This window comes from Micrococcus sp. 140720015-1, assembly GCF_053627595.1.
In genome coordinates this window covers 312,340-335,629 of sequence record NZ_JBSEYC010000002.1, presented here as the reverse complement: position 1 = coordinate 335,629, position 23,290 = coordinate 312,340, and the positions used below count along the sequence as shown (strand labels likewise).

The following is a 23,290-nucleotide window of genomic DNA, read 5'->3' as shown; positions in this document are numbered from 1 at the left end:
CCTTGGGATGCGATGTGCTGCGCCGGGCCACCCGCGCGGCGCGCGTGGGGCCGGGAACGCCTCGAGCCATCATAGTTCTTCGACGCCGCCGGTCGGAATGGCGCGGCCTCGGCTCGACTCCGCTCCGGGCGGACGCGCGGGGGGCCTCTCGGGTCCGCCTCATCTGGGAGACTGACGCCATGCGCTTCCTCACCGACCCGGCCGTCGACCTGACGTACAACGACGTCTTCCTCGTGCCCTCGCACTCGGACGTCGCCAGCCGCATGGACGTGGACATCGCCCCGGATGACGGCACGGGCGCCACCATCCCCCTGGTCTCCGCCAACATGACCGCCGTGACCGGGCGTCGGATGGTCGAGACCATGGCCCGGCGCGGCGGTCTCGGGATCCTGCCGCAGGACATCCCTGCGGATGTGATCCGGGACGTCGTGCGCCGGGTGAAGGGGGCCCACCCCGTGGCGGACACCGCCCTGACCGTCGGGCCGCAGGACACGGTGCTGGACCTGCTCCACCTCATGGACCGCCGCAACCACGGGGCTGTCTGCGTGGTGGACGCGGGCGGCGGGCTGCTCGGCGTGGTCCGTCCCCAGGACTGCGAGGACGTGGACCGCTTCGCCTCGGCCGCCTCCGTCATGCACCCTCCGGCGGTGACCCTCACGCTCGCCGAGCTCGGCGGCACGGACGGGGCCCCGGACGGGGACAGGCTGCGGAGGGCCTTCGAGCGCCTGCATGCCGCACGTCAGGAGATGGCCCCCGTCGTGGACGCGGCGGAGGGCGCCACGGCTCCCGTGCTGCGCGGGGTCGTCACCGCGGCGGGCCTGCTGCGCTCGTCCCTGTTCACGCCCGGTCTCGACGACGACGGACGGCTCCGCGTCGGCGCCGCCGTCGGCATCAACGGGGCGGTGGGGGAGAAGGCCGCCGCCCTGGTCGAGGCCGGCGTCGACGTGCTCGTCGTGGACACGGCGCACGGTCATCAGCGGACCATGCTGGACGCGCTCGCCGCGGTGCGGGCCCTCGACCCCGGCGTGCCCGTGGTGGCCGGCAACGTCGTCTCCGGCGACGGCGTCCGGGACCTGGTCGCGGCCGGCGCGGACATCGTGAAGGTGGGCGTTGGCCCGGGCGCGATGTGCACCACGCGCATGCAGACCGCGGTGGGCCGGCCGCAGTTCTCGGCGGTCCTGGAGTGCGCCGCCGCGGCCCGCGAGCTCGGGGCACGCGTGTGGGCGGACGGCGGGGTGAAGCACCCGCGGGACGTGGCGCTCGCGCTGGCCGCCGGAGCCAGCTCGGTGATGATCGGCTCGTGGTTCGCGGGGACGCTCGAGTCTCCGGGCGATCTCGTGCACGGCCCGGACGGTCGGCGGTACAAGGAGAGCTTCGGCATGGCCTCGGCCCGCGCGGTCCAGCACCGGACCCGCCACGAGGACGCCTTCACCAAGGCCCGCAAGGCGATGTTCGAGGAGGGCATCTCGTCCTCGCGCATGTACGTCGACCCGCGCCGCCCGTCGGTGGAGGACCTGCTGGACACCATCACGTCCGGTGTGCGCTCGTCGCTGACCTACGCCGGCGCCCACGACCTGGCGGAGTTCCGCGAGCGCGCCGTCGTCGGCCTGCAGTCCGCGGCGGGCTACGAGGAGGGCCGGCCGGTCGCCTCGTCGTGGTGAGGCGGCCGCATTCCCCGGCCCGTTCCGCCGGGGCCTGACACCCCTATACTGGACGGACTATGGATCACCCTGACACCTGTGTGCCAGACCGCCCGTCCGCCCACGCGGACGCGGCCGGATCGGAGCCTTCCAGTCCCGGTGCCCCGCACCGCCGCCCGGCCCGCCGTCGAGGGGGTGAGGTCGGGTGGAGTGGCTCCTGCTGATCCTCGGCCTGGTCCTGATCGCGGGCACCGGGTTCTTCGTGGCCGTCGAGTTCGCCATGATCGCGATCGACGTGCCGACCGTGCAGCGCATGGTGGACGCGGGTGACCGCGGCGCCGAGCCCCTGCTGCGCTGCCTCAAGTCGCTCTCGACCCAGCTCTCCGCGTGCCAGCTGGGCATCACCCTGACCACACTGCTCACCGGCTACGTGATGGACCCGGCGATCAGCCGGCTCATCGACCCGCTGCTGCTCCAGGTGGGGCTGCCGGCCGGCGTGGTGGGCACCGTCTCGCTCGTCGTCGCGATGGTCGTGGCGACCCTGCTCTCGATGCTCCTCGGCGAGCTGATCCCCAAGAACATGTCCATCGCCGAGCCCATGGCGATCGGCCGCGCGCTCGCCCGTCCCCAGCTCGTGTTCAGCACCGTGTTCAAGCCGGCGATCCTGGTCCTGAACGGGTTCTCCAACGGCGTGCTGGCCCGCGTGGGCATCGAGGCCAAGGAGGAGATCTCCGGCGCTCGCAGCCCCGAGGAGCTCTCCTCGCTGGTCCGCCGCTCGGCGCAGCTGGGCACGCTCGACGCGCAGACCGCCACGTTCCTGGACCGGACGCTGCGCTTCGCGGACCGCACCGCCGCGGACGTGATGACCCCGCGCATCCGCGTGGAGACGGTGGGGGAGGACCAGGCGCTGCCCGAGGTCCTGGACCTGGCCCGCAGCACCGGATACTCCCGGTTCCCCGTGATCGGCGACTCCTCGGACGACATCCGTGGCGTGGTGCACGTGAAGAAGGTCGTGGCCGTGCCGCGGGAGCGCCGCGCCGACCTCGAGGCCGGTGCGCTGATGACGGAGGTCATCCGCGTGCCGGAGACCGTGCACCTGGACCAGCTGCTGGCCGAGCTGCGCGACGCGAACCTGCAGATGGCCGTCGTCGTGGACGAGTACGGGGGCACCGCCGGGGTGGTCACGCTCGAGGACGTGGTGGAGGAGATCGTCGGCGAGGTCGCGGACGAGCACGACCGCGTCACCCCGGGGGTCCTCCAGACGGCCTCCGGCCGCTGGTACTTCCCGGCGGAGCTGCGGCCCGACGAGGTGCGGACCCAGATCCCGGCCCTCGTGGTGCCGGAGGACGGGGCCTACGAGACCGTCGGCGGGTACATCCTGGCCCGCCTGGGGCGCCTGGCGGAGGTCGGGGACGTGGTGGACGTGGACGGCGGCACCCTGACGGTCGAGCGGATGGACGGCCGCCGCATCGAGCGCGTGCGCTTCGACCCGGCCGCTGAGGACGAGGAGACGCGCGCATGAACGGGGACGTCGTCGGACTGCTGTGGCTGGTGGTCCTGTTGGCCGCCAACGCCTTCTTCGTGGCGGGCGAGTTCGCCGTCATGGGCGCCCGTCGGGCGCAGATCGAGCCGAGGGCCGAGGCCGGCTCCCGCCAGGCCCAGGTGGCGCTCTACGCGATGGAGCACGTCTCCCAGATGCTGGCCGTCTGCCAGCTCGGCATCACGGTGTGCTCCCTGCTCATCCTCAACGTGTCCGAGCCGGCGCTGCACCATCTGCTCGTCGTCCCGATGGGCGCCCTCGGGGTGCCGGTGGCGGCGGCGGACGTCACCGCGTTCGTGCTCGCGCTGCTGGTGGTCACCTTCCTGCACGTGACCCTGGGCGAGATGGTGCCCAAGAACGCCGCCGTCTCGTTCGCGGACCGCGCCGTGATGCTGCTGGCCCAGCCGCTCGTGTGGCTCTCGAAGCTGCTGCATCCGGTCGTGGCCGCGCTGAACTGGACGGCCAACCTCGTGCTGCATGCCCTGCGCATCGAGCCGAAGGACGAGGTGGCCTCCTCCTACACGCTCGAGGAGGTGCAGTCGATCGTGGCCGAGTCCACCCGCTCGGGCACCCTGGAGGACGAGTCCGGCGTGCTGCACTCGGCCCTCGAGTTCTCGGACCACCGCGCCGGGGACGTGATGGTGCCGCTCGAGCGGGTCGTCACCGTCCCCGAGGGGATCACGCCGCACGACTTCGAGTGGGCCGTGGGCCGCGTGGGCTTCTCCCGGTTCGTGGTCGAGGACCCCGACGGCGGCTACACCGGCTACCTGCACCTGAAGGACGTCCTCACCGTGGGGCCGTCGGGGCACGACGAGCCGATCCCGCTCACGCGCGTGCGCTCGCTGGCCAACGTGCGGCTCGAGGACGAGGTCGAGGACGCCCTGGCGCTCATGCAGCGCACGGGCTCCCACCTCGCCCGGGTCATCACGCCCGAGGGCGAGACTGCGGGCATCCTCTTCCTCGAGGACGTGCTCGAGGAGCTCGTCGGGGAGATCAACGACGTGACGCAGTCGCCACGTCGGTTCCGGCCCGCGTGAGCGTCGCGCGGTCGGCGTGGTGCTACTGTTGAGAACCGATTTCATGCACCGTCCCCGACACGAACGAGGTCGCCCCATGCTCCGCCGCCGTCGTCTGCCCGCCCTGACCGGGGCCCTCGCCGCGCTCACCCTGAGCCTCGCCGCGTGCGGCGGGACCAGCGGCGACTCCTCGGGTGCGCAGGCCGCGGGTGCCTCTGCGGACGCCGGGTCCGGCTCGGCCGCGGGCGAGCCCGTGGCCGTCGCCACGACGACGCAGCTCGGCTCCGTGCTCGACCGCGTGGTGGCGTGCGCCGACGCCCGCAGCGCCACGGTGATGGGCCCCGGCGACGACCCGCACGACTTCTCCGCCTCGTCCGCGCAGGTGAAGGACATGGTCTCCTCCGGCCTCGTGTTCTCCAACGGCCTCGGCCTCGAGGGCGGCATGGAGTCCGCCCTCGCCAACGCCGAGGCGGACGGCGCGACCGTCGTCGAGGTGGCGCCCCAGCTGGATCCGCTGCCTTTCGGCGGCCATGACCACGCCGAGGAGGGGGCGGGCCACGAGGGCCATGACCACGGGTCCGAGGATCCGCACGTCTGGATGGACGTCGCCCGCATGGCGAGGGCCGCCGAGCTGATGGGCGACACGCTCGCCCAGGAGCGGGGCGACGAGCAGTTCGCCGAGTGCGGCGCGACCGTCCGCGGGGAGCTCGAGCAGACGGACGCGCAGGTCCGGGAGATCCTCGCCGGGGTCCCGGAGGACCGCCGCACGCTGGTCACGGACCACGACGCCTACGGCTACTTCAGCGAGGCGTACGACTTCACGGTGTCCGGCGTCGTCGTCCCGGGCGGCTCCACCGACGGCGAGCCCTCCTCGCAGGAGATCGCCGAGCTCGCCCGGTCCATCCGCGACGGCGGCGCGGACGCCGTGATCACGTCCGTGGGCGCGCGCAACAGCCTGGTGGACACCGTGGCCGAAGAGGCCGGCGACCTGCCGGTCATCGAGGTCTACGAGGGCGGCGTCGGCCCGAAGGACACCCCGGAGGCGGACTACGCTGAGGCCATGCTCGTCAACGCCCGCACCCTCGCCGACGCGCTGGAGGGCTGAGGATGGACTGGCTGCTCGAGCCCTTCCAGATGGGATTCCAGCAGCGCGCCCTCGTCGGCGGACTCATCGCGGTGGTGATGTGCTCGGTCGTGGGCACGTGGCTGGTGCTGCGCGGGATGAGCTTCTTCGGGGACGCGTTCGTGCACGGTGTCCTGCCGGGCATCGCCCTGGCGGTCGTCACCGGCGGCAGCCCCCACCTCGGTGCGGCGGTGGCCGCCGTCGTCATGATGGCGGGCATCTCGCTGGTGCACCGGGCCACCACCCTCAAGGAGGACACCGCCATCGGCCTGCTCTTCGTGGGGATGATGGCCCTGGGCGTGGTGATCATCTCCAAGTCGGACTCCTACACGGGATCGCTCACGTCGATCCTGTTCGGCGATGTGCTGGGGGTCAGCGTGGACGGCATCGTGACCCAGGCGGTCATCGCCATCGTGGTGATCGCCCTGGCCCTGCTGCTCTACCGGCCCCTGCTGGCGCTGAGCTTCTCCGAGGTCAAGGCGCGCTCGCTGGGCATGCGACCGGGGCTGACGCACACGCTGCTGCTGGTGATGATCGGCGCGGCCGTGATCGGTTCGTTCCAGGCGGTGGGCACCGTGCTCGTGTTCGGCCTCCTCGTGGGGCCGCCCGCGACGGCGGCGCTGCTGACGCGCAGCGTCCCCCAGATGATGCTCGTCTCCGTCGTGATCGGCGCGGCGTGCGTCGTCACCGGGCTCACCCTCAGCTACCGGCTGGGCACGGCGGGTTCGGCCACCATGGCGCTCATGCCGATCCTGCTGTTCTTCGTCGTGCTCGCCGTCCGCGCCGCCGTGCTGGCGCTCCTGGGCCGACACGTGCGCTCGCGCGCGCAGCGTGAGCAGGAGGCGCCGGTCGTGGCCCTGCCCGGAGCGGAGGTCGCCCGATGAACGCGTCCTTCCCCGCGGGCGCCGCGGCGGCCCCGCCTCCCCTCGCGGTCGCCCGGGCGCTCGAACTGCGCCACGGCTCGCACGTGGCCGTCCGGCCCTCCGACTTCACCCTGCCGGCCCGGCGGCTGATCGCGGTGATCGGGCCCAACGGCTCCGGCAAGTCCACGCTGCTGACCGCCCTGGCGGGCCTGAGCGACCCGGCCTCTGGTGCGCTGGAGGTGCTCGGTGAGGACCCGCGGCGGCGCTCGCAGCGCACCTCCTTCGTGATGCAGTCCATCGGCGTGCCCCAGGGCGTGCCGGTGACGGTGCGTGACGTCGTCGGGATGGGCCGGTACCCCACGCGGGGGTGGTTCCGCCGGTTCCGGAGGAAGGACCGGGACGTCGTGGGGGCCGCCATGGAGCGCATGCAGGTCGCGGACCTGGCGCGGCGGCACCTCGACCAGCTCTCCGGCGGCCAGCGCCAGCGCGCCTACGTGGCCCAGGGCCTCGCCCAGGACCACGACGTGCTGCTGCTCGACGAGCCGATGACGGGCCTCGACATCGTCTCCGCCCGCACGATCGACGACCTCCTCCACGAGGAGCCGACGCGCGGGGTGTCCGTGGTCTACACGACCCACGATCTCGACGAGGCCGCGGAGGCGGACCACGTGGTCCTGATGGGCGGGCGTGTCGTGGCCTCCGGCCCGCCGCGGGACGTGCTCACGGTCGAGAACCTGGACATCGCCTACGGCCGGGGCGCCCTGCACGGGCCCTCCACGGCGGTCGAGGACGCGGCGGACTTCCTGGACGACCCCGCGGGCGGCATCCGCCATTGACCGGGGCCCGGCCCGGGGTCAGGCCGCGCGGGTGCGCCCCTCGGCCCGGCAGCGGGCGCACACACCGGTGATCTCCACCGTGTGGTCCGCGTCCGTGAAGCCGTGCTCCGCGGCGACGGCGGTGGCCCACGCCTCGACGTGGGGGGCGGTGACCTCGACGGTGGTCCAGCAGATCCGGCACACCAGGTGGTGGTGGTGGCCCTCGTCCTCGCACCGGCGGTACACGGACTCGCCGTCGTCGCGGCGGAGCATGTCCACGAGCCCGTCGTCGAGCTGCTGCTGCAGGGTCCGGTACACGGTGGCCAGCGAGACGCGTTCGCCCTGGTCCTGGAGGCGGGCATGGAGCTCCTGCGCGCTCACGAAGTCCGGGATGCGGTCCAGGGCTCGGTCGACGGCGGCCTTCTGCCGGGTCGCCCGGGGACGGGCGGCACGGGGGCTGGGCTCGGGGGCGCTCACGGTGCTCACGACTCCTTCTGCGGCGGCTGCCGCCTCCTCCGCGCGGTCCGGAACAGGTCCGCGCGGGCCATCCTCCAGGTTATCAGCGACGCCGAAGGGGGCGTGGAGTAGGGTGTCCGGGTGCACAGCGAGACCCCGGACCCATCCCCTGTCCCGGACCGCGACGGCGCCGCCCCCGATCGACCCGACCCGCTGATCGTCGTCGACGAGGGGCAGGGCCGCGTCGTCCCGGCGCCCACGGCGGCCCCGTCCTCGTCCCATGACGCCGGCGGCGACCCGGACGCGGACACCGACGGCGTCGATCCCGAGGCCGCCGAGCCGCCCACCCTGGTGACGGTGGACGTGCTGGCCGGCTGGCTCGGCCTGGCCCCCGTCGAGGACCTGCCGCCGGTGCCCGAGGGCCCGGCCTACGCCCAGCCGGGCCGATGCCGCCCGAACCGGGTGATCCTGCTCGACGTCCGGTTCCGGGCCACGGGGGGCGGGCCCGACCACGCCGCCTATCTCCAGGGCCATCTGCCGGGCGCCGTCTACGTCTCCCTGCCCAGCCAGCTCGCCGGCCACGCCGGTCCGGCGGCGGGGCGTCACCCCCTGCCGGACGCGCGCCAGTTCGCGGAGACCGTGCGGATGTGGGGGATCGACGAGGGCGACACCGTCGTGGTCTACGACGACGACCACGGCCTGTCCGCCGCGCGCGCCTGGTGGCTGCTGCGCCACGCGGGGCTGCGGGACTCCATGCTCCTGGACGGCGGCCTCGAGGCGTGGCGCGCCGCGGGCCTGCCCCTGCAGCCCGGCGAGGTCATCCCGGTGCCCGGCACCGCCCGGCCCTCCTGGGGCCGCATGCCCGTCGTGGACACGGCCGGCGCCGAGGCGATGGCCTCCGGCGGTCTGCTCCTCGACGCGCGGGCGGCCGAGCGCTACCGGGGGGAGGTCGAGCCCTTCGACCCCGTGGCCGGGCACATCCCCGGGGCGCGGAACGTGCCCACGGCGGAGAGCATCGCCGAGGACGGCCGCCTGAGGCCCGCCGCGGAGCTGGCGGAGCGGTTCGACGCCGTCGGCGTGGACGACGCCACTCCCGTGGCCGTGTACTGCGGCTCGGGCATCACCGCGGCGCACGCCGTGCTCACCCTGGCCGTCGCGGGGCGACCCGGAGTGGCGCTCTACCCGGGTTCGTGGTCAGCATGGGTCCAGGACCCGTCCAACGCCGTCGCGGTCGGCCCCGAGCCCGACGGTGCGTCCGGCCGGGACTGACGAGCCCCGGGGCCCCGCCCCGCCGACCCCCAGGAGGACCCCCGATGGCCACCGTCTTCAGCAGGATCATCGCCGGCGAGCTGCCCGCCCGCTTCGTGTGGCAGGACCAGACGTGCGTCGCGTTCCTGTCCGCCGCGCCGCTCCAGCCGGGGCACACGCTCGTGGTGCCCCGTGCGGAGGTGGACGAATGGGTGGAGGTCGACCCGGCGCTGGTCACGCACCTGACGACCGTCGCCCAGCAGATCGGCAAGGCGCAGGTGGCGGCGTTCTCCGCCCGCCGGGCCGGGCTCATGATCGCCGGCTATGAGATCCCGCACCTGCACGTGCACGTGTGGCCCTCCACCTCGCTCGCCGACTTCGACCTGGCCCGCGTGGACAACGCCCCCGATCCGGCGGACCTGGACGACGCCGCGGCCCGCCTCCGCGCGGCCCTGCGGGACCTGGGCCACGGCGAGGTCGTCCCGCAGGACTGACGGCCCGCGCCGCCCGGGCCCGGCTCAGGCGCGCGTGGCCCGGGCGAGCGCCTGACGCACCCGCTTCTCGGAGACCGAGACCGCCGTGCCCAGCTCCTGGGCGAAGAACGAGACGCGCAGCTCCTCGAGGAGCCAGCGCACCCGCTCCAGCTCCGCGGGCACGGGCGTGCCCGCGAACCGGGCGCGGTGGGCCGCGACGGCGGCGTCGAACTCGTCCTCGAGCCCGTGCACCACCGCCATGTGCTGCCCGTCGCGCTGCAGGTGGCCGCCGGCGTCCAGCCGGTCCAGGCGCGTCAGCATGCCCTGCAGGTAGCGCGGCAGGTGCTGCAGCCGCTCCCAGCCCGTGGCCGCCACGAAGCCGGGGAACACGAGCTGCTCGAGGTGTGCCTTCACGTCCGACAGCGCCGGCGCGAGGGCGAGCGAGACCGAGCCCTTGAGCCGGCGTCGCACCTGCGCGGCCCGGGAGAGCACCTGCTCCACCAGGGACGTGACGGCGAAGACCGTGTCGATCAGGTCGGCCCGCACCCGGTCGAACAGGGCGCGGAACGCGGCTTCGTCGAACGGCAGCTCGTCCCCGACGAGACGGTCCACGGCGGCCTGCGTGCAGTCCGCGACGAGGGAGTCCACCGAGCCGTGCGGGTTCTGGGTGAAGGTGAGCTTCTCCCTATTGTCCAGGTGGTCCAGCACGTAGCGCTGGGGGCTGGGCAGGGTGGCCAGCAGCAGCCGGATCACCCCGGCCCGGTGCCAGGCCGCCTGGTCCTCCGCGGACCGGGCCACGGTCAGGCCGGCCGCGGGGCCGCCGTCGGTGGTGGTCTCGGGCACCAGGCTCGGGTAGCCCGTGATGGCGGGGCCGCGCGCCCCGGCCGCGGTGGAGACGGTCTTCGGCACCGTGCCGATGCTCCACGAGGTCAGCCCGTGCCGCTCCTCGAAGGCCGGCGCCGCGCCGGACCGCCCGGGGCCCTCCGGGCGACGGCGTCCCTCGGCCCCGGCCCGCGCGTCGGCCTGGGCCCGGCCGCCGCGGCCCTTGCCGCGCGGCCCCGGCCGGGCCGAGGCGGGGTCGTCGGTGCCGGCGAGTCGGGCGGCGATCGCGGAGCGGTTGGCCTGCGCGAGCCGGGCCTGCAGCGCGGGCAGGTCCTGGCCGGCGCCCATCACGGCGCCGCGGGCGTCCACGACGCGGTAGTCCATCCGCAGGTGCAGGGGCACCGCGTCCGGGGCCCACAGTCCGGGCTCCACCACCACGCCGCGCACCCGGCGCACGGCCGCGGACAGCGCGTCCGGCAGCTCGTCCCGCAGCGGGTCGGCGTGGGCCTCGAGGTCCGCCACGAGCTGCTGGGCCACGTCCGGGGCGGGCACGAGGTTCTTGCGCACCGCCTTGGGCAACGCCTTGATGAGGGCAGTGACGAGCTCGACCCGCAGGCCGGGGACCAGCCACGCGAAGGGGCCGGGGGAGACCTGGTTGAGCAGCAGGATCGGCACGGCCACGGTCACGCCGTCGGTGCCGGCCGCGCCGGTCGGGTCGAACGTGTACTCGAGGTCGAGCTCCACGTCGCCGCCGGGCATCGGATACGCGAACGTGGTGGGGAACGCGTCGGTGTCCAGGTCCTCGGCGTCGGCGGTGAGCAGGGCGGCGACGTCGAGGTCCAGCAGGTCCGGCTGCTCCTGGCGCGCCTTCTTCCACCACGCGTCGAAGTGCCGCTCGGAGACGACGTTTCCCGGGACCCGCGCGTCGTAGAAGGCGAACAGGTCCTCGTCCCCGATCCGCAGGTCGCGGCGGCGCAGGCGCGTCTCGAGGGCGTCGACCTCCTCGAGCGCGGCCCGGTTGCGGGCGAAGAACCGGTGGCGCGTGCGCCAGTCGCCCTCCACGAGGGCGTGTCGGATGAACAGCTCGCGGGAGAGCTCCGGGTCGATGCGGCCGTACCGGACCGAGCGGTCCGGGATCAGGGTGACGCCGAACAGCGTCACCTTCTCGCGCGCGACGACGGAGCCCGCCCGCCGCGACCAGTGCGGCTCGTTGTAGGCCCGCTTGACGAGGTGGCCGGCGACCTCCTCGGCCCACTCCGGCTCGATCCGGGCCACCGTGCGCGCCCACAGCCGGGAGGTCTCCACGAGCTCGGCGGCCATGACGAACGGGTGGCGCTTCTTGAACAGGGTGGAGCCGGGGAACACGGCGAAACGGGTGCCGCGGGCGCCCGCGTACTCGCGACGGCGCTCGTCGTAGGCGCCGATCTGCGAGAGCAGGCCCGTGAGCAGGGACTTGTGCACCGCCTCGTGCCGGCCCACCGGGTCCACGGGCCCGGCCTCGACGGTGAGGCCCACGTCCTTGGCGAGCTGGCGCAGCTGGCGCACCAGGTCCTGCCACTCCTGCACGCGCAGCCAGTTGATGTGCTCACGGCGGCACAGCTTCCGGAACTGGGAGCCGGAGAGCTCCTGCTGCCGTTCGCGCAGGTAGGCCCACAGGTTCAGGATCGCGGAGAAGTCCGAGTTCTCGTCCGCGAACCGGCGGTGCAGCTCGTCCGCGGCCTCACGCTGCTCCGTGGGGCGCTCGCGGGGGTCCTGGATGGTCAGGGCCGCGGCGATCACCATGACCTCCCGGACGCAGCCGCGCTCACCGGCCTCGAGGACCATGCGGCCCAGCCGCGGGTCCACCGGCAGACGGGCCAGGCGGCGTCCGACCCGGGTGATGGTGCCCGCGCGGGCGCCGCCGGCCTCGAGCGCGCCGAGCTCGGTGAGCGTGGTGGCGCCGTCGGTGACCTGACGGCCGTCCGGCGGCTGGACGAAGGGGAACTCCTTGACGTCGCCCGGGGTGCGGGCCACGCCGAGGGAGAGCATCTGCAGGATCACCGAGGCCAGGGAGGTGCGCAGGATCTCCGGGTCCGTGAACTCGGGGCGGGAGAGGTAGTCCTCCTCCGAGTACAGGCGGATCGCGATGCCGTCCGAGGTGCGGCCGGACCGGCCCGAGCGCTGGTTCGCGCTGGCCTGGGAGACACGCTCGATCGGCAGGCGCTGCACCTTGGTGCGGTTCGAGTACCGCGAGATGCGCGCGGTGCCCGTGTCGATCACGTACTTGATGCCCGGCACGGTCAGGGAGGTCTCGGCGACGTTCGTGGCCAGCACGATCCGCCGCCGCACCCCGGCCCCGGCGCGGCCGAACACGCGGTGCTGCTCCGCCATGGACAGGCGGCCGAACAGCGGCAGGATCTCCGTGCCGGCCAGGCGCGTGGTGCCGGCGACGACGCCGGTCAGGTGGTCCGCGGCCTCGCGGATCTCCCGCTCGCCCGGCAGGAACACGAGGATGTCGCCCGGCGGCTCGGCGGCCAGCTCGAGGACGGCGTCGCCGATCGCGTCGAGGGGGTCGCGGGTCTCGGCGTCGTCGTCCGCGTCGTCCTCGGGGTCGTCCGGGGAGGGCTCGTCGGTCAGCGGCCGGTAGCGGATCTCGACGGGGTAGGTGCGCCCCGAGACCTCGATGATCGGCGCCGGGACCACACGGCCGCCGTCGTCGGCCTCCACCGCGTCCGCATGGTCCTCGCCCTCGGCCAGCGGCCGGCCGAAGTGCCGGGCGAAGCGCTCCGGGTCGATGGTGGCCGAGGTGATGATCACCTTCAGGTCCGGGCGCTGGGGCAGCAGGTTGCGCAGGTAGCCCAGGAGGAAGTCGATGTTGAGGCTGCGCTCGTGGGCCTCGTCCACGATGATCACGGAGTAGCGGCGCAGCTGCGGGTCATGGGGGATCTCGGCCAGCAGGATGCCGTCCGTCATGACCTTGACCCGGGTCGCCTTCGAGGTCTGCGCCGTGAAGCGGACCTGGTAGCCGACCGTCTGCCCGATCTCCTCGCCCAGCTCCTGCGCGATGCGCTCGGCCACGGAGCGGGCGGCGATGCGCCGGGGCTGGGTGTGGCCGATCGAGCCCGCCTCCCCGAGCCCGAGGGCCAGGCACATCTTCGGCAGCTGCGTGGTCTTGCCCGAGCCGGTCTCGCCCGCGACGATCACCACCTGGTGGTCGCGGATCGCGGCCATGATCTCCTCGCGACGCTCCGCCACCGGCAGGTGTTCGGGGAACGTGATCGCGACGGCGTCGTGGGGCGTCGCCGACGGCTGCGCGGCGGGCGTGGAGGGTGGGGGAGTCTGCGTCATGACGGCCTCCATCCTAGGCGCGCGGCGTCCGGACGGGCCCGGGCGGGGCGAATCCGGGACGGACCTGGGACTGGGGCTGAGAGTCCGGATGTGATTCTCTGGAGCCCATGGACACGAACACCGTCTTCCTGTTAGCGGCGATCGGCCTCTATTTCCTCGCGATGATCGCGATCGGCCTGTACGCCTCCCGCAAGAACACCGACCTCGACGACTACATGCTCGCCGGACGCGACATGAAGCCGTCCGTCGCGGCGCTCTCCGCGGGCGCGTCCGACATGTCCGGCTGGCTCCTGATGGGCCTGCCCGGCGCGATCTACGCCGCGGGCCTGGTCGAGGGCTGGATGGCGGTCGGCCTGACCGTGGGCGCGTGGGTGAACTGGCGCGTGGTCGCCCCCCGCCTGCGCTCCTACACCGAGGTGGCCGGGAACTCGATCACGATCCCGTCCTTCCTCGAGAACCGGTTCAAGGACCGCACGCACATCCTGCGGATCGTGGCCGGCCTGATCATCCTCGTGTTCTTCACCTTCTACGTCTCCTCGGGCATGGTGGCCGGCGGCAAGTTCGTCGAGTCGACCTTCGGCCCCGACTCCTTCTACGCCCAGGGCATCAGCATCAACTACCTCACCGGCATGCTCGTGGTCGCGGGCATCACGGTGCTCTACACCCTGTTCGGCGGCTTCCTCGGCGCCTCGCTGACGGACGTGGCCCAGGGCGTCCTCATGTTCCTCTCCCTGCTGGCCGTGCCAGTCGTCGTGATCCTGACCATGGGCGGCTGGGACGCCGTCGTCGAGGGCATCCGCGCCGCCGACGCCGCCGGTGGAGTGAACCACTTCTCGATGTTCGAGAACGCGACGCTGATCGGCGTCCTGTCCTCCCTCGCCTGGGGCCTGGGCTACTTCGGCCAGCCGCACATCATCGTCCGCTTCATGGCCCTGCGCACCCCGCACGACGCGGCCGTCGCCCGGCGCGTCGGCATCGGCTGGATGGCGCTGTCCGTGTTCGGCGCCGTGATGGTGGCCCTCGTGGGCATCGCCTACTTCCAGGCCAACCCCGGCACCACGCTCGAGGACCCGGAGACCGTGTTCCTCGTGCTGGCCTCGATCATGTTCCACCCGTTCGTGGCCGGCCTGGTGCTGGCCGCCGTCCTCGCCGCGATCATGTCCACGCTCTCCTCGCAGCTGATCGTGTGCTCCTCCGCCCTGGTGGAGGACCTCTACATGCTGCGCGGGCGCACCGGCTCCCCGACGTTCACCCTGTGGCTCGGCCGCATCGGCGTGCTGGTGGTGGCGCTCGTGGCGGGTCTGCTCGCCCTCAACCCGGACTCCTCCGTGCTCGAGCTCGTCTCGTTCGCGTGGGCCGGCTTCGGCGCCGCCTTCGGCCCCGTGATCCTGCTCGCCCTGTACTGGCCGCGGTTCACCTCGTGGGGCGCGATGGCCGCCATGGTCACCGGCGCCGCCGTCGCCTGGCTGTGGTCCGAGGCCAGTGCCGAGACGTGGGAATGGTTCGGCCTGTACGAGCTGCTGCCGGGCTTCGTCGCCGCCCTCGTGGTGGGTGTGGTGGTGTCCCTCGTGACCCAGCGCTCGCGCCGTGTGCAGCGGCGGATCGACGCCGAGTTCACCGGCGCGATCGACATCGTGGCCGGCCGCGAGCCGCACCCGGACGTGGCCCCGGCCGCCATGACGCGGGACGCCGCCGGGGGCTCGACCGCAGCCGCCGCGGATCCGCGCGCGCAGGCGTGAGGCTCTTCCTCGCGATCCGTCCGCCGAGGGCCGTGCTCGACCACCTCGAGCCGGCCCTCGACGGCGTCCGGGACCGGGCCGGACGCGCGCTGCGCTGGACCGATCCGGAGCAGCGGCACCTGACGCTGGCGTTCCACCCGGAGGTGCCCGCCGGCGCCGTGGACGACGTCGTCGCCGACGCCGGCCGCATCGCGGCGGGACATGCGCCGCTGGACCTGCACCTGGCCGGGGCGGGGGAGTTCTCCCACCGCACGCTCTGGATGGGGGTGGGCGGGCAGGTCCGGGAGCTCGGCGCGCTCCTGGCGGAGCCCTGGCTCGCCGACGACGACGGCCGGGACCGCCGGCGCGCCCACCTCACCGTGGCGCGGGTCTCGGGGGCCGCGCCCCGACCTCGGGGTCGGAGGCGGGGCGAGCCCCGTCCGCCGGCGCCGGCCACCGTCCTGCTGGCCGAAGCCGTGCACGCGCTCGCGGTGTACCGCGGGCCGGAGTGGACCGCGGACGAGCTCGAGGTCGTGGCGTCCCGGCTCGGCGAGGGCCGGTCCGGCGGGCCGCTGCACGAGGTGCTGGCGACCGTCCCGCTGCGCGGCTGAGGGACCGACGAGCCGGCCCCCAACGAACAGAGTGGCCACGACATGCCGTCACCGGACTCCGGTGACGGCATGTCGTGACCACTCTGTGTGCGTCAGGCGACCGACGAGCCGGCCGGAGCGGGGGACCCGTCCGGCCGACCCGGCCCGGGGTCAGCCCTCCAGGGGGCCCTGCACCGCGTACAGGCGCTTGTTGGCGAACTCGTCCAGGGCCAGGGGGCCGAGCTCGCGGCCGAAGCCCGAGCGCTTCACGCCGCCGAAGGGCAGGTTCGCGCCGGCGGCGGAGGCGAGGTTCACGTTCGCCATGCCCACCTCGAGCTGGCCGGCCACGCGCTTGGCCTCGTCCAGGTCCGTGGAGAACACGGCGCCGCCGAGACCGTACTGGGAGTCGTTGGCCAGGGCCACGGCCTCCTCGGCCGAGGACACCTTGTAGACCACGGAGGCCATGCCGAACAGCTCCTGCGAGTAGGCGGGGTTCTCCTGGTCCACGTCCGTGATCACGGCCGGGGAGACGTAGAAGCCTTCGCCCTCGGGGCCGGAGACGCGCTCGCCGCCCACGTGGACGGTGGCGCCGGCCTCCTTGGCCGCGGCGATCTGCTCGGCGAGCCCGTCGGCCGCGGACTCGGAGGACAGCGGGCCGTAGACGTCGGCGTCGCGCGAGGTCGGGTCGCCGGGCTGCATCGCCGAGGAGCGCTGGACCAGCTCGTCCACGAAGTCGTCGTAGATGTCCTCCATGACGATCATGCGCTTGTTCGAGTTGCAGGCCTGGCCCCAGTTGCCCAGCCGGGTGGCCAGTGCGTCGCGGGCGGCGGCGCGGGCGTCCGGTGCGGACAGCACGATGTACGGATCGGAGCCGCCGAGCTCGAGGACGACCTTCTTGAGGTGCCGGCCGGCCTGCTCGGCGACGGCAGCGCCGGCCCGCTCCGAACCGGTGAGGGACACGCCCTGCACGCGCGGATCGGCGATGATCGTGGAGATCTGGTCGTGGGTGGCGAACAGGTTCTGGTACACACCCTCCGGCAGCCCTGCCTCGGTGAAGAGCTCTTCCAGCAGCTGCGCCACCTGCGGGTTGATCTCGGCGTGCTTGAGCAGGATGGTGTTGCCGAGCACGAGGTTCGGCGCCACGAAACGGGCCACCTGGTACACCGGGAAGTTCCAGGGCATGATCCCCAGCAGCGGGCCGATCGGCAGCCGCTGGACGAACGCCTCCTGCCCGGAGAACTGCTTGATCGGCTGGTCCGCGAGCAGCTCCTCGGCCTCGTCCGCGTAGTACCCGAAGATCTGGGCGCTGTAGCGCACCTCGCCGACGGCCGCGCCGAGGGACTTGCCCATCTCCATGGTGATCAGCGCGGCGATGTCCTTGGAGCGCTCGGCCAGCAGCTCGGAGATCCGCTTCACGACGGCGGCGCGCTCGGCCACCGACTTCTGGGACCACTGCTCGTAGGCGGCCTGCGACGCGTCGAGGGCGTCGGCGATCTGCTGATCCGTGGCGTTGTCGAAGGACTTCAGCAGCTCCCCGGTGGCCGGGTTGATCGTGCGGTAGCCCTGAGAGGCGGAGGTGGTGGTCATCAGTCGTCACCCTTTCGTGTGGACGTCCTGCGTTGAGCTCCCCATCCTGCCGGAGGCCCCCGTTCACTCCCAGATCCCGGACGCCCCTCTTCGCCACGAGCCGAGAAGGTGGGTGTCCACGACCCCGGCGGCCTCCATCAGGGCGAAGCACGTGGTCGGCCCCACGAATCGGCAGCCGTGCGCCTTCAGCGCCCTCGCGAGCGCGCGCGACTCGTCCGAGGTCGAGGGGACCTGCGCCACCGTCTCCGGCCGTGGGGTCGCCGCAGGCTGGTGAGCCCAGACCAGCCCCGGCAGGCCGCGGGCCGGCCGGTCGCTGTCGCCGTGCCAGGCGGGGCCCGCACCGGGGGAGCCTGGGTGCAGCGGGGCGAACCGCTCGCCGCGCATCCCCACGACGGCTTGTGCGTTCGCAATCGCGGCCTCGATCTTGCGCCGGTTCCGGATGACGCCGGGGTCCGCCAGCAGCGCCTCGACCTCCGCGTCCCCGAACGCCGCGACGGCGTCCGGGTCGAAGCCCCCGAACACCTCCCGGAACCGCGGCCGCTTGGCCAGGACGGTCCGCCAGCTCAGGCCCGACTGGAACGCCTCGAGCACGAGGCGCTCGAACAGGCCCTGCTCGTCCGTGACGGGCAGGCCCCACTCCGTGTCGTAGTACTCCCGCAGCAGCGGATCCCGTGCCGCCCACGGCGGGCGGGCTCGCCCGTCCTCACCCACGACGACGCCACTCGGCGGCGCCTGGCGCCCGCCCGCCGGTGGATCCTCGGCGGGGGTGGGGAGGCCGTCGTCGGCGTGGTGCGCGCTCATGCCCCCGAGCCTAGGAGCGGCCCCGGACATCCGGAGCCGGAACGCGACGCCCGGGGACGCCACGCCGTCTGCGGACACCTGTGCAGGAGGCACGGCCGGACCTCGTCACTCGAGCCGCCCGGCCCGCAGCCGCCACGTGTGGTCGCACCCGGCCGCTACGGCGGGGTCGTGCGTGACGATCACGATCGCCCGCCCCGGTTGCGACATGGAGCGGAAGAGCCCCATGACCTCGTCGGTGCGCTCCTCGTCCAGGGCGCCCGTCGGCTCGTCGGCGAGCAGCAGTGAGGGCCCCATGATCACGGCCCGGGCGATCGCCACGCGCTGGCGCTCGCCGCCGGAGAGTCGGCCGACGGGGTGGCGGAGACGGTCTCCGAGTCCGAGCCGCGTCAGAAGCTCGGCGGCCATGTCGCGGCGCTCCCGCTTCGAGGTGCGCGGCCGCGCGTAGAGCAGCGGCAGGGCCGCGTTGTCCACGGCGGTCGCCCGGTCGATGAGCAGATGGTCCTGGAGCACGATGCCGCACGTCCGGTTCCGGTAGGCGTCGCCGTCGGACGACCACGGTGCCGGCAGGCTCCGCCCGGCCACACGGATGCTGCCGGCGTCCGGTGTGTCAAGGCAGGCGAGGAGCCGCAGCAGGGTGGACTTGCCGGACCCGGAGGGTCCCATGATCGCGTGAATGCCGCCCTCGGGGACCTGGAGTGAGACGCCGCGGAGCACGGGGACATCCCCGGCGGGGCCGCGGTAGGAGCGGTGCACGTCGTGCACGGTGAGCAGGGACATCACACGGTCCTTTCGACGAGTGCCGCCGTGCGGACGGCCCGGTGCAGCCGGCGGAGGGGATGGCGGGTGCACGCAGCGGCGATCGCCAAGACGACCGCCAGCCCGACCACGACGACGGCAGGCGCCGGACGCAGTCCGCCCGCTTCCGAGGCGATGCCGAGGCCGAGCAACGATCCGAGCACGGCCGGAATGCCCCATACCGCGGCCACGGATGTGGCGATCCGGAGCCGGATCAGTCGTCTGGGCGCCCCGACCGTCAGGTGCGCCAGCCACGTGGGCGTGAGTCGACGGGTCATGGTCGTCAGGAGGCTCACCACCGTCACGACGGCGCTGGCAAGCCCGGCGGTGTAGGCGGTGACCATGAGCGCGGCACCGCGGGCTTCTCGGGCGATCGGAGACCTGGCCGAGGCGGTCGGGGCCAACTCGGCGACCACGCCCGTCTCGTCCTCGAGGACGTCGAGTGCCGCTCTCACCTCGGAGGCCGCGTCCTGGCGTGCCACGACGGAACCGTAGACCGCCGCGAGCTGGGCCGGTTCGATCAGGCCGACCATGGTCGTCGTGCTGGTGACGATGACGGGCGACTCACCCAGGGGCCAGAGGGATCCGTCGGCCCGCGGCGCGGCCGCGTCCCCGGGGAGTGGGCCGGCATAGCTGTGGGGTGTGGACCCCACATACACGGTGCCGCCCGGCCCCCCGGAGGTGATCGCGGCGGGAGCGAAGTACACACCCTCGGCGGGACTGACGGCAGCGGCAGCGCCGAACTCCCGGGCCAGACCAGGCGTGGCGATGACCGCCCCCTGCAGCCGGGGGTCCTCGATTCCGATGGCGTCCGTCACGAGAAAGGCACGGGGGTCGACTCCGTCGACATGGGCGGCGAACGCCCGGGAGACGGTGTCGACGGCGCGGGGGCGGAGGTCGGTCGTGACGGCGGGGTCCAGAATCCTGGCTGTCACCAGGCCCGACGACTCGGCGTCCTCGAGCACCTCGAGCGCCGTGGTCACCCCGCCGGCGACGCCCAGGGCCAGTCCGAACACGACCGACGCCACGGTCGTGTGCAGCAGGGACAGGAACAGCAGTCCGGGCGTGTCGAACAGGTCGCGGAGGCCGTCCGCAACGGCCCGCATGGCTGCCATCATGCGTGTGCCCTTCGGACCCAGAGGGTGGACAGGGTCGTGCCGAGGATGAGGATGGCGTCCACGACGAGCACGGCGGACCAGAGGAGAGCGGTGTCCCCCGTGAGCCCGATCTCCGCGTCCCACCGGGGCCATGCCACGAGCCAGACTCCGCCGGCACTCGCGGCGGCGGTCGCCCAGGCGAGCATGGCGGGCCGGACACCGAGCCGGGCCGCTCGCAGCGGGGAGGCACCGACGAGGCGGTGCGAGGTGACGGCAGGGAGCAGTCGGCTGCGCAGGGTCGTGCGCCAGACGACCTGTGCGCCCAGCAGGGCGAAGCCGGCGATCACGGCGAGCAGGGGCACGTGGACACTGCGTCGCATCGCTGCCTCCCACGGCGGCGGGAGCGGGACGACGTCGACGACGACACCGGCCCGCCGCAGCGATTGGACGAGCTCGTCGACCTGGGCCGGTGATCCGCCGATCACGCCGGCAAGGGACGAACTGTCGGTGGACAGGAACGGGACCAGGAGGTCTGCTTCGGTGGCGCGATCCGGCGCGGAGGAGAGGTCTCGGACGACGACCCGATCGACGTCCGGCCAGCTCAGCTCGCCCGCAGCGGCACGTGCGGCGAAGGGGGAGGTGCTGGGGACGACCGCGGTCGGGGCGACGCCATCCGGGAGCACGTCCAGGGCAGGCCGGCCAGCGAGGGCAGTCACGTGGGGGCTCGTGGACGTGGCTGCAGAACCGGAGTCCGGTCCCGTCAGCGACGTCCGGATCATGAGCCAGGCCTCGCCAGCGGGGAATGCCGAGATCTCGTACACCGTGCCGTCCAGGTGCCAGCGTTCCTCCTTCTCCACCCCGACGTAGGACGCGAGGAGCGCTGCTGTTCCGAGCGCGATCAGGAGAAGGAGGAACCGGGAGGCGAACAACCGTGTCACGGGCGGGGTCTGGGAGGACGCGTCAGGATCGAATGAGCGGTCACTTCACCTCAACCTCTACGACGCGGTCGACTGGAATGCCGACGGCCCCCACGGGTGCACGGTTCAGGCATGTCGGTCATGCGAGTTTTCGGCGCCGTGAATGAAAGAGCGACTTTGTCCATGGCGGATTCCCTCCACAGGGCCCTCGCGGGCGAATGTGACACACATTACAGATGTCGAACCGAACGCTAAGAAGTATGTGTGTGTCAAGAGCTCACTCGCACCCTTCCTGCTGGCCCCTCAAGGCTGGTCACAGTCGCCCCAGCAGGTCCTTCCAGAGCCCCCTCCAGGCGGCCGTCTCCTCGGGGGCAGCGACCTTGGACTGCGTGGCGGTGACTGCCGCCTTCGCGGGTTTCCCGTCGGCCGGCGGACACGCCTCCATTCCGCCCAGGGGCAGCCGGTGGCCGCCGCGATCGCGGGCAGGTTCGCACCGCGCGCGGGGGAGGTGCTCACGGCCGGCACCCTGGCCCCCGCGCCGCGGCACGGACCGCTCAGTCCCTCGCGAGCACCGCGTCCCCCTCGGGCCGGCGCAGGCTCGGCTCGGGCAGGTACACGGACCCGCCGGCGGCCCGGAACTCCGCGGACTTCGCGGCCATGCCGGCCTCGGCGATCCGCGCCTGCTCGGACGCGCCGCCGAACTCGCTGCGGATGTCCTGGCTGATGCGCATGGAGCAGAACTTCGGCCCGCACATCGAGCAGAAGTGGGCGGTCTTGGCGGGCTCGGCCGGCAGCGTCTCGTCGTGGTATTCCTCGGCGAGCTGCGGGTCCAGGCCGAGGCCGAACTGGTCGCGCCAGCGGAACTCGAAGCGCGCCTTGGACAGCGCGTCGTCGCGGTCGCGGGCGCCGGGGTGGCCCTTGGCGACGTCGGCGGCGTGCGCGGCGATCTTGTAGGTGATCACGCCCGTCTTCACGTCGTCCCGGTTCGGCAGGCCCAGGTGCTCCTTGGGCGTGACGTAGCAGAGCATCGCGGTGCCGTAGCGGGCGATCTCGGTGGCGCCGATGGCCGAGGTGATGTGGTCGTACGCCGGGGCGATGTCCGTGACGAGGGGGCCGAGCGTGTAGAACGGGGCGCCCTTGCACAGCTCCTGCTGGCGCTCCACGTTCTCCCGCACCAGGTGCAGCGGGATGTGGCCGGGGCCCTCCACCATGACCTGGACGTCGTACGCCCACGCCCGCTCCGTCAGCTCGGCCAGCGTGTCGAGCTCGGCGAACTGGGCGGCGTCGTTGGCGTCCGCCACGGAGCCCGGCCGCAGGCCGTCGCCGAGGGAGAACGCGACGTCGTAGCGCGCGAAGATCTCGCAGAGCTCGTCGTAGTTCTCGTAGAGGAAGTTCTCCTTGTGGTGGCCCAGGCACCAGCCGGCCATGATCGAGCCGCCGCGGGAGACGATGCCGGTCACGCGGTCTGCGGACAGGGGCACGTGGCGCAGCAGCACGCCGGCGTGCACGGTCATGTAGTCCACGCCCTGCTCGCACTGCTCGATCACGGTGTCGCGGAAGATCTCCCAGGTCAGGGCCTGGTGGTCGCCGCCGACCTTCTCGAGGGCCTGGTAGATCGGCACGGTGCCGATCGGCACGGGGGAGTTGCGCAGGATCCACTCGCGGGTGGTGTGGATGTCGTCGCCCGTGGACAGGTCCATCACGGTGTCCGCGCCCCAGCGGGTGGCCCACTGCAGCTTCGAGACCTCCTCGGCGATCGACGACGTCACCGCCGAGTTGCCGATGTTCGCGTTGACCTTCACGGCGAACGCCTTGCCGATGATCATCGGCTCCGACTCGGGGTGGTTCACGTTCGCCGGGATGATGGCGCGGCCGGCCGCGACCTCGGAGCGCACCAGCTCCACGTCCACGCCCTCGCGCAGGGCGACGTAGCGCATCTCCGGGGTGATCTCGCCGCGCCGGGCGTAGTGCATCTGGGTGACGCGCGCGCCCTCCTTGGCGCGCAGCGGGGGGCGGCGCTCGCCGGCCCACTCCTGTGAGGCGGCGCCGCGGCGCACGGCCGAGCGGCCGTCGTCGAGCAGGTCGCGCTCGCGGCCCTCGTACTCCTCGACGTCGCCGCGGGCGCGGATCCACTCGGCGCGCTGGGCGGGCAGGCCGCGCTCGGGCACGGAGCCCGGGCCCATGGTGCGGTAGACGGTCAGGGGCGGGTTGGGCGTGCCGTCGGGGGAGTCGTCCTGGTGGACCTCGGTGACGGGCACGCGGATGCCGTGCTCGGCATCCTCGAGCCAGCCCAGACGGTGCGTGGGGTAGTTCTCCTCGGCGACGACCTCGGCCGTCGACTCGGCTGCGGGCAGGGGGGTGCGCTCGGAAACGGACATGGCCGCGGCTCCTTCTTCCTTCGCCGGAATGACCCGGACAGGTTCAGACGGTCTCCGGGCGGCGTCAGCCCGGTCTCAGCCCCG

At 73.2% G+C, this 23,290-nt stretch carries 18 protein-coding genes; 10 read left to right on the top strand and 8 right to left on the bottom strand.

The genetic code is table 11. From position 1 onward, the window contains the following. The first annotated feature begins 179 nt into the window (after positions 1-179). The 6 genes from guaB1 to ACUXPL_RS04795 all read left to right on the top strand — a co-directional run bounded on the left by guaB1 (position 180) and on the right by ACUXPL_RS04795 (position 7,018). A complete protein-coding gene (guaB1, locus tag ACUXPL_RS04820) occupies positions 180-1,661 on the top strand; it encodes a GMP reductase (protein WP_454182273.1) in 1,482 nt (493 codons plus the stop codon). A gap of 184 nt (positions 1,662-1,845) precedes the next feature. Then, a complete protein-coding gene (locus ACUXPL_RS04815) occupies positions 1,846-3,162 on the top strand; it encodes a hemolysin family protein (protein ID WP_180537227.1) in 1,317 nt (438 codons plus the stop codon). Continuing rightward, the gene (locus ACUXPL_RS04810) at positions 3,159-4,217 is read left to right on the top strand and encodes a hemolysin family protein (protein ID WP_454182271.1); all 1,059 of its coding nucleotides are present in this window, start codon (positions 3,159-3,161) and stop codon (positions 4,215-4,217) included. Before ACUXPL_RS04815 ends, ACUXPL_RS04810 begins: the two co-directional genes overlap by 4 nt. A gap of 76 nt (positions 4,218-4,293) precedes the next feature. After that, a complete protein-coding gene (locus tag ACUXPL_RS04805) occupies positions 4,294-5,301 on the top strand; it encodes a metal ABC transporter substrate-binding protein (protein WP_180537229.1) in 1,008 nt (335 codons plus the stop codon). 2 nt (positions 5,302-5,303) lie between these two features. After that, positions 5,304-6,203, top strand: coding sequence for an iron chelate uptake ABC transporter family permease subunit (locus tag ACUXPL_RS04800; protein WP_454182269.1), 900 nt, complete (start codon positions 5,304-5,306; stop codon positions 6,201-6,203). Next, positions 6,200-7,018: a metal ABC transporter ATP-binding protein gene (locus ACUXPL_RS04795; RefSeq protein ID WP_180537231.1), complete on the top strand. Its 819-nt coding sequence runs from the start codon at positions 6,200-6,202 to the stop codon at positions 7,016-7,018. Before ACUXPL_RS04800 ends, ACUXPL_RS04795 begins: the two co-directional genes overlap by 4 nt. An 18-nt stretch (positions 7,019-7,036) precedes the next feature. On the opposite strand, the gene ACUXPL_RS04790 is transcribed toward ACUXPL_RS04795, so the two are convergent. Beyond that, a complete protein-coding gene (locus tag ACUXPL_RS04790; protein ID WP_036381728.1) occupies positions 7,037-7,483 on the bottom strand; it encodes a Fur family transcriptional regulator in 447 nt (148 codons plus the stop codon). A 111-nt stretch (positions 7,484-7,594) separates the two neighbouring features. Here ACUXPL_RS04790 and ACUXPL_RS04785 point away from each other — a divergent pair, with 111 nt between their 5' ends. Next, positions 7,595-8,722 carry a rhodanese-like domain-containing protein gene (locus ACUXPL_RS04785; protein WP_180537232.1) on the top strand — a complete coding sequence of 376 codons (1,128 nt, stop codon included), beginning with the start codon at positions 7,595-7,597 and terminating at the stop codon, positions 8,720-8,722. Between the two features lie 44 nt (positions 8,723-8,766). Continuing rightward, complete coding sequence (locus ACUXPL_RS04780; protein WP_135019684.1) at positions 8,767-9,195, top strand: HIT family protein; 429 nt, start codon at positions 8,767-8,769, stop codon at positions 9,193-9,195. Between the two features lie 24 nt (positions 9,196-9,219). Here the strand turns inward: ACUXPL_RS04780 and hrpA are convergent, their stop codons facing one another. Continuing rightward, complete coding sequence (gene hrpA, locus ACUXPL_RS04775; protein WP_454182265.1) at positions 9,220-13,323, bottom strand: ATP-dependent RNA helicase HrpA; 4,104 nt, start codon at positions 13,321-13,323, stop codon at positions 9,220-9,222. Positions 13,324-13,430: 107 nt separating this feature from the next. Between hrpA and putP the strand changes: the two genes are divergently transcribed. Together putP and thpR are read left to right on the top strand one after the other, a co-directional pair. Beyond that, a complete protein-coding gene (gene putP, locus ACUXPL_RS04770) occupies positions 13,431-15,062 on the top strand; it encodes a sodium/proline symporter PutP (RefSeq protein WP_180537234.1) in 1,632 nt (543 codons plus the stop codon). Next, a complete protein-coding gene (gene thpR, locus ACUXPL_RS04765) occupies positions 15,059-15,652 on the top strand; it encodes an RNA 2',3'-cyclic phosphodiesterase (RefSeq protein ID WP_180537235.1) in 594 nt (197 codons plus the stop codon). Before putP ends, thpR begins: the two co-directional genes overlap by 4 nt. Before the next feature lie 150 nt (positions 15,653-15,802). Here thpR and ACUXPL_RS04760 read toward each other — a convergent pair whose 3' ends face one another. The 6 genes from ACUXPL_RS04760 to thiC form a co-directional block, all read right to left on the bottom strand. Continuing rightward, a complete protein-coding gene (locus ACUXPL_RS04760; RefSeq protein ID WP_180537236.1) occupies positions 15,803-17,218 on the bottom strand; it encodes an NAD-dependent succinate-semialdehyde dehydrogenase in 1,416 nt (471 codons plus the stop codon). 63 nt (positions 17,219-17,281) lie between these two features. Then, positions 17,282-18,019 (bottom strand): DNA-3-methyladenine glycosylase I, encoded by a 738-nt coding sequence (locus ACUXPL_RS04755; RefSeq protein ID WP_454182262.1) that lies wholly within the window; start codon positions 18,017-18,019, stop codon positions 17,282-17,284. Positions 18,020-18,124: 105 nt separating this feature from the next. Further along, entirely contained in the window at positions 18,125-18,796 is a 672-nt protein-coding gene (locus ACUXPL_RS04750; protein ID WP_180537238.1) for an ABC transporter ATP-binding protein, read from the bottom strand. Further along, positions 18,796-19,932 (bottom strand): hypothetical protein, encoded by a 1,137-nt coding sequence (locus ACUXPL_RS04745; RefSeq protein ID WP_257643211.1) that lies wholly within the window; start codon positions 19,930-19,932, stop codon positions 18,796-18,798. Before ACUXPL_RS04745 ends, ACUXPL_RS04750 begins: the two co-directional genes overlap by 1 nt. After that, entirely contained in the window at positions 19,929-20,849 is a 921-nt protein-coding gene (locus tag ACUXPL_RS04740; protein ID WP_180537239.1) for a hypothetical protein, read from the bottom strand. The genes ACUXPL_RS04745 and ACUXPL_RS04740 overlap by 4 nt, the downstream gene beginning before the upstream one ends. 533 nt (positions 20,850-21,382) lie before the next feature. Further along, a complete protein-coding gene (gene thiC / locus ACUXPL_RS04735) occupies positions 21,383-23,206 on the bottom strand; it encodes a phosphomethylpyrimidine synthase ThiC (protein ID WP_180537240.1) in 1,824 nt (607 codons plus the stop codon). Positions 23,207-23,290 lie beyond the last annotated feature (84 nt).

Excerpts from the sequence above, each read along its gene's own strand:
- guaB1 (WP_454182273.1), top strand. The coding sequence starts at position 180 with ATGCGCTTCCTCACCGACCCGGCCGTCGACCTGACGTACAACGACGTC.
- ACUXPL_RS04810 (WP_454182271.1), top strand. The coding sequence starts at position 3,159 with ATGAACGGGGACGTCGTCGGACTGCTGTGGCTGGTGGTCCTGTTGGCC.
- ACUXPL_RS04805 (WP_180537229.1), top strand. The coding sequence starts at position 4,294 with ATGCTCCGCCGCCGTCGTCTGCCCGCCCTGACCGGGGCCCTCGCCGCG.
- ACUXPL_RS04800 (WP_454182269.1), top strand. The coding sequence starts at position 5,304 with ATGGACTGGCTGCTCGAGCCCTTCCAGATGGGATTCCAGCAGCGCGCC.
- ACUXPL_RS04795 (WP_180537231.1), top strand. The coding sequence starts at position 6,200 with ATGAACGCGTCCTTCCCCGCGGGCGCCGCGGCGGCCCCGCCTCCCCTC.
- ACUXPL_RS04780 (WP_135019684.1), top strand. The coding sequence starts at position 8,767 with ATGGCCACCGTCTTCAGCAGGATCATCGCCGGCGAGCTGCCCGCCCGC.
- hrpA (WP_454182265.1), bottom strand. The coding sequence starts at position 13,323 with ATGACGCAGACTCCCCCACCCTCCACGCCCGCCGCGCAGCCGTCGGCG.
- putP (WP_180537234.1), top strand. The coding sequence starts at position 13,431 with ATGGACACGAACACCGTCTTCCTGTTAGCGGCGATCGGCCTCTATTTC.
- ACUXPL_RS04760 (WP_180537236.1), bottom strand. The coding sequence starts at position 17,218 with ATGACCACCACCTCCGCCTCTCAGGGCTACCGCACGATCAACCCGGCC.
- ACUXPL_RS04755 (WP_454182262.1), bottom strand. The coding sequence starts at position 18,019 with ATGAGCGCGCACCACGCCGACGACGGCCTCCCCACCCCCGCCGAGGAT.
- ACUXPL_RS04750 (WP_180537238.1), bottom strand. The coding sequence starts at position 18,796 with ATGTCCCTGCTCACCGTGCACGACGTGCACCGCTCCTACCGCGGCCCC.
- ACUXPL_RS04745 (WP_257643211.1), bottom strand. The coding sequence starts at position 19,932 with ATGATGGCAGCCATGCGGGCCGTTGCGGACGGCCTCCGCGACCTGTTC.
- thiC (WP_180537240.1), bottom strand. The coding sequence starts at position 23,206 with ATGTCCGTTTCCGAGCGCACCCCCCTGCCCGCAGCCGAGTCGACGGCC.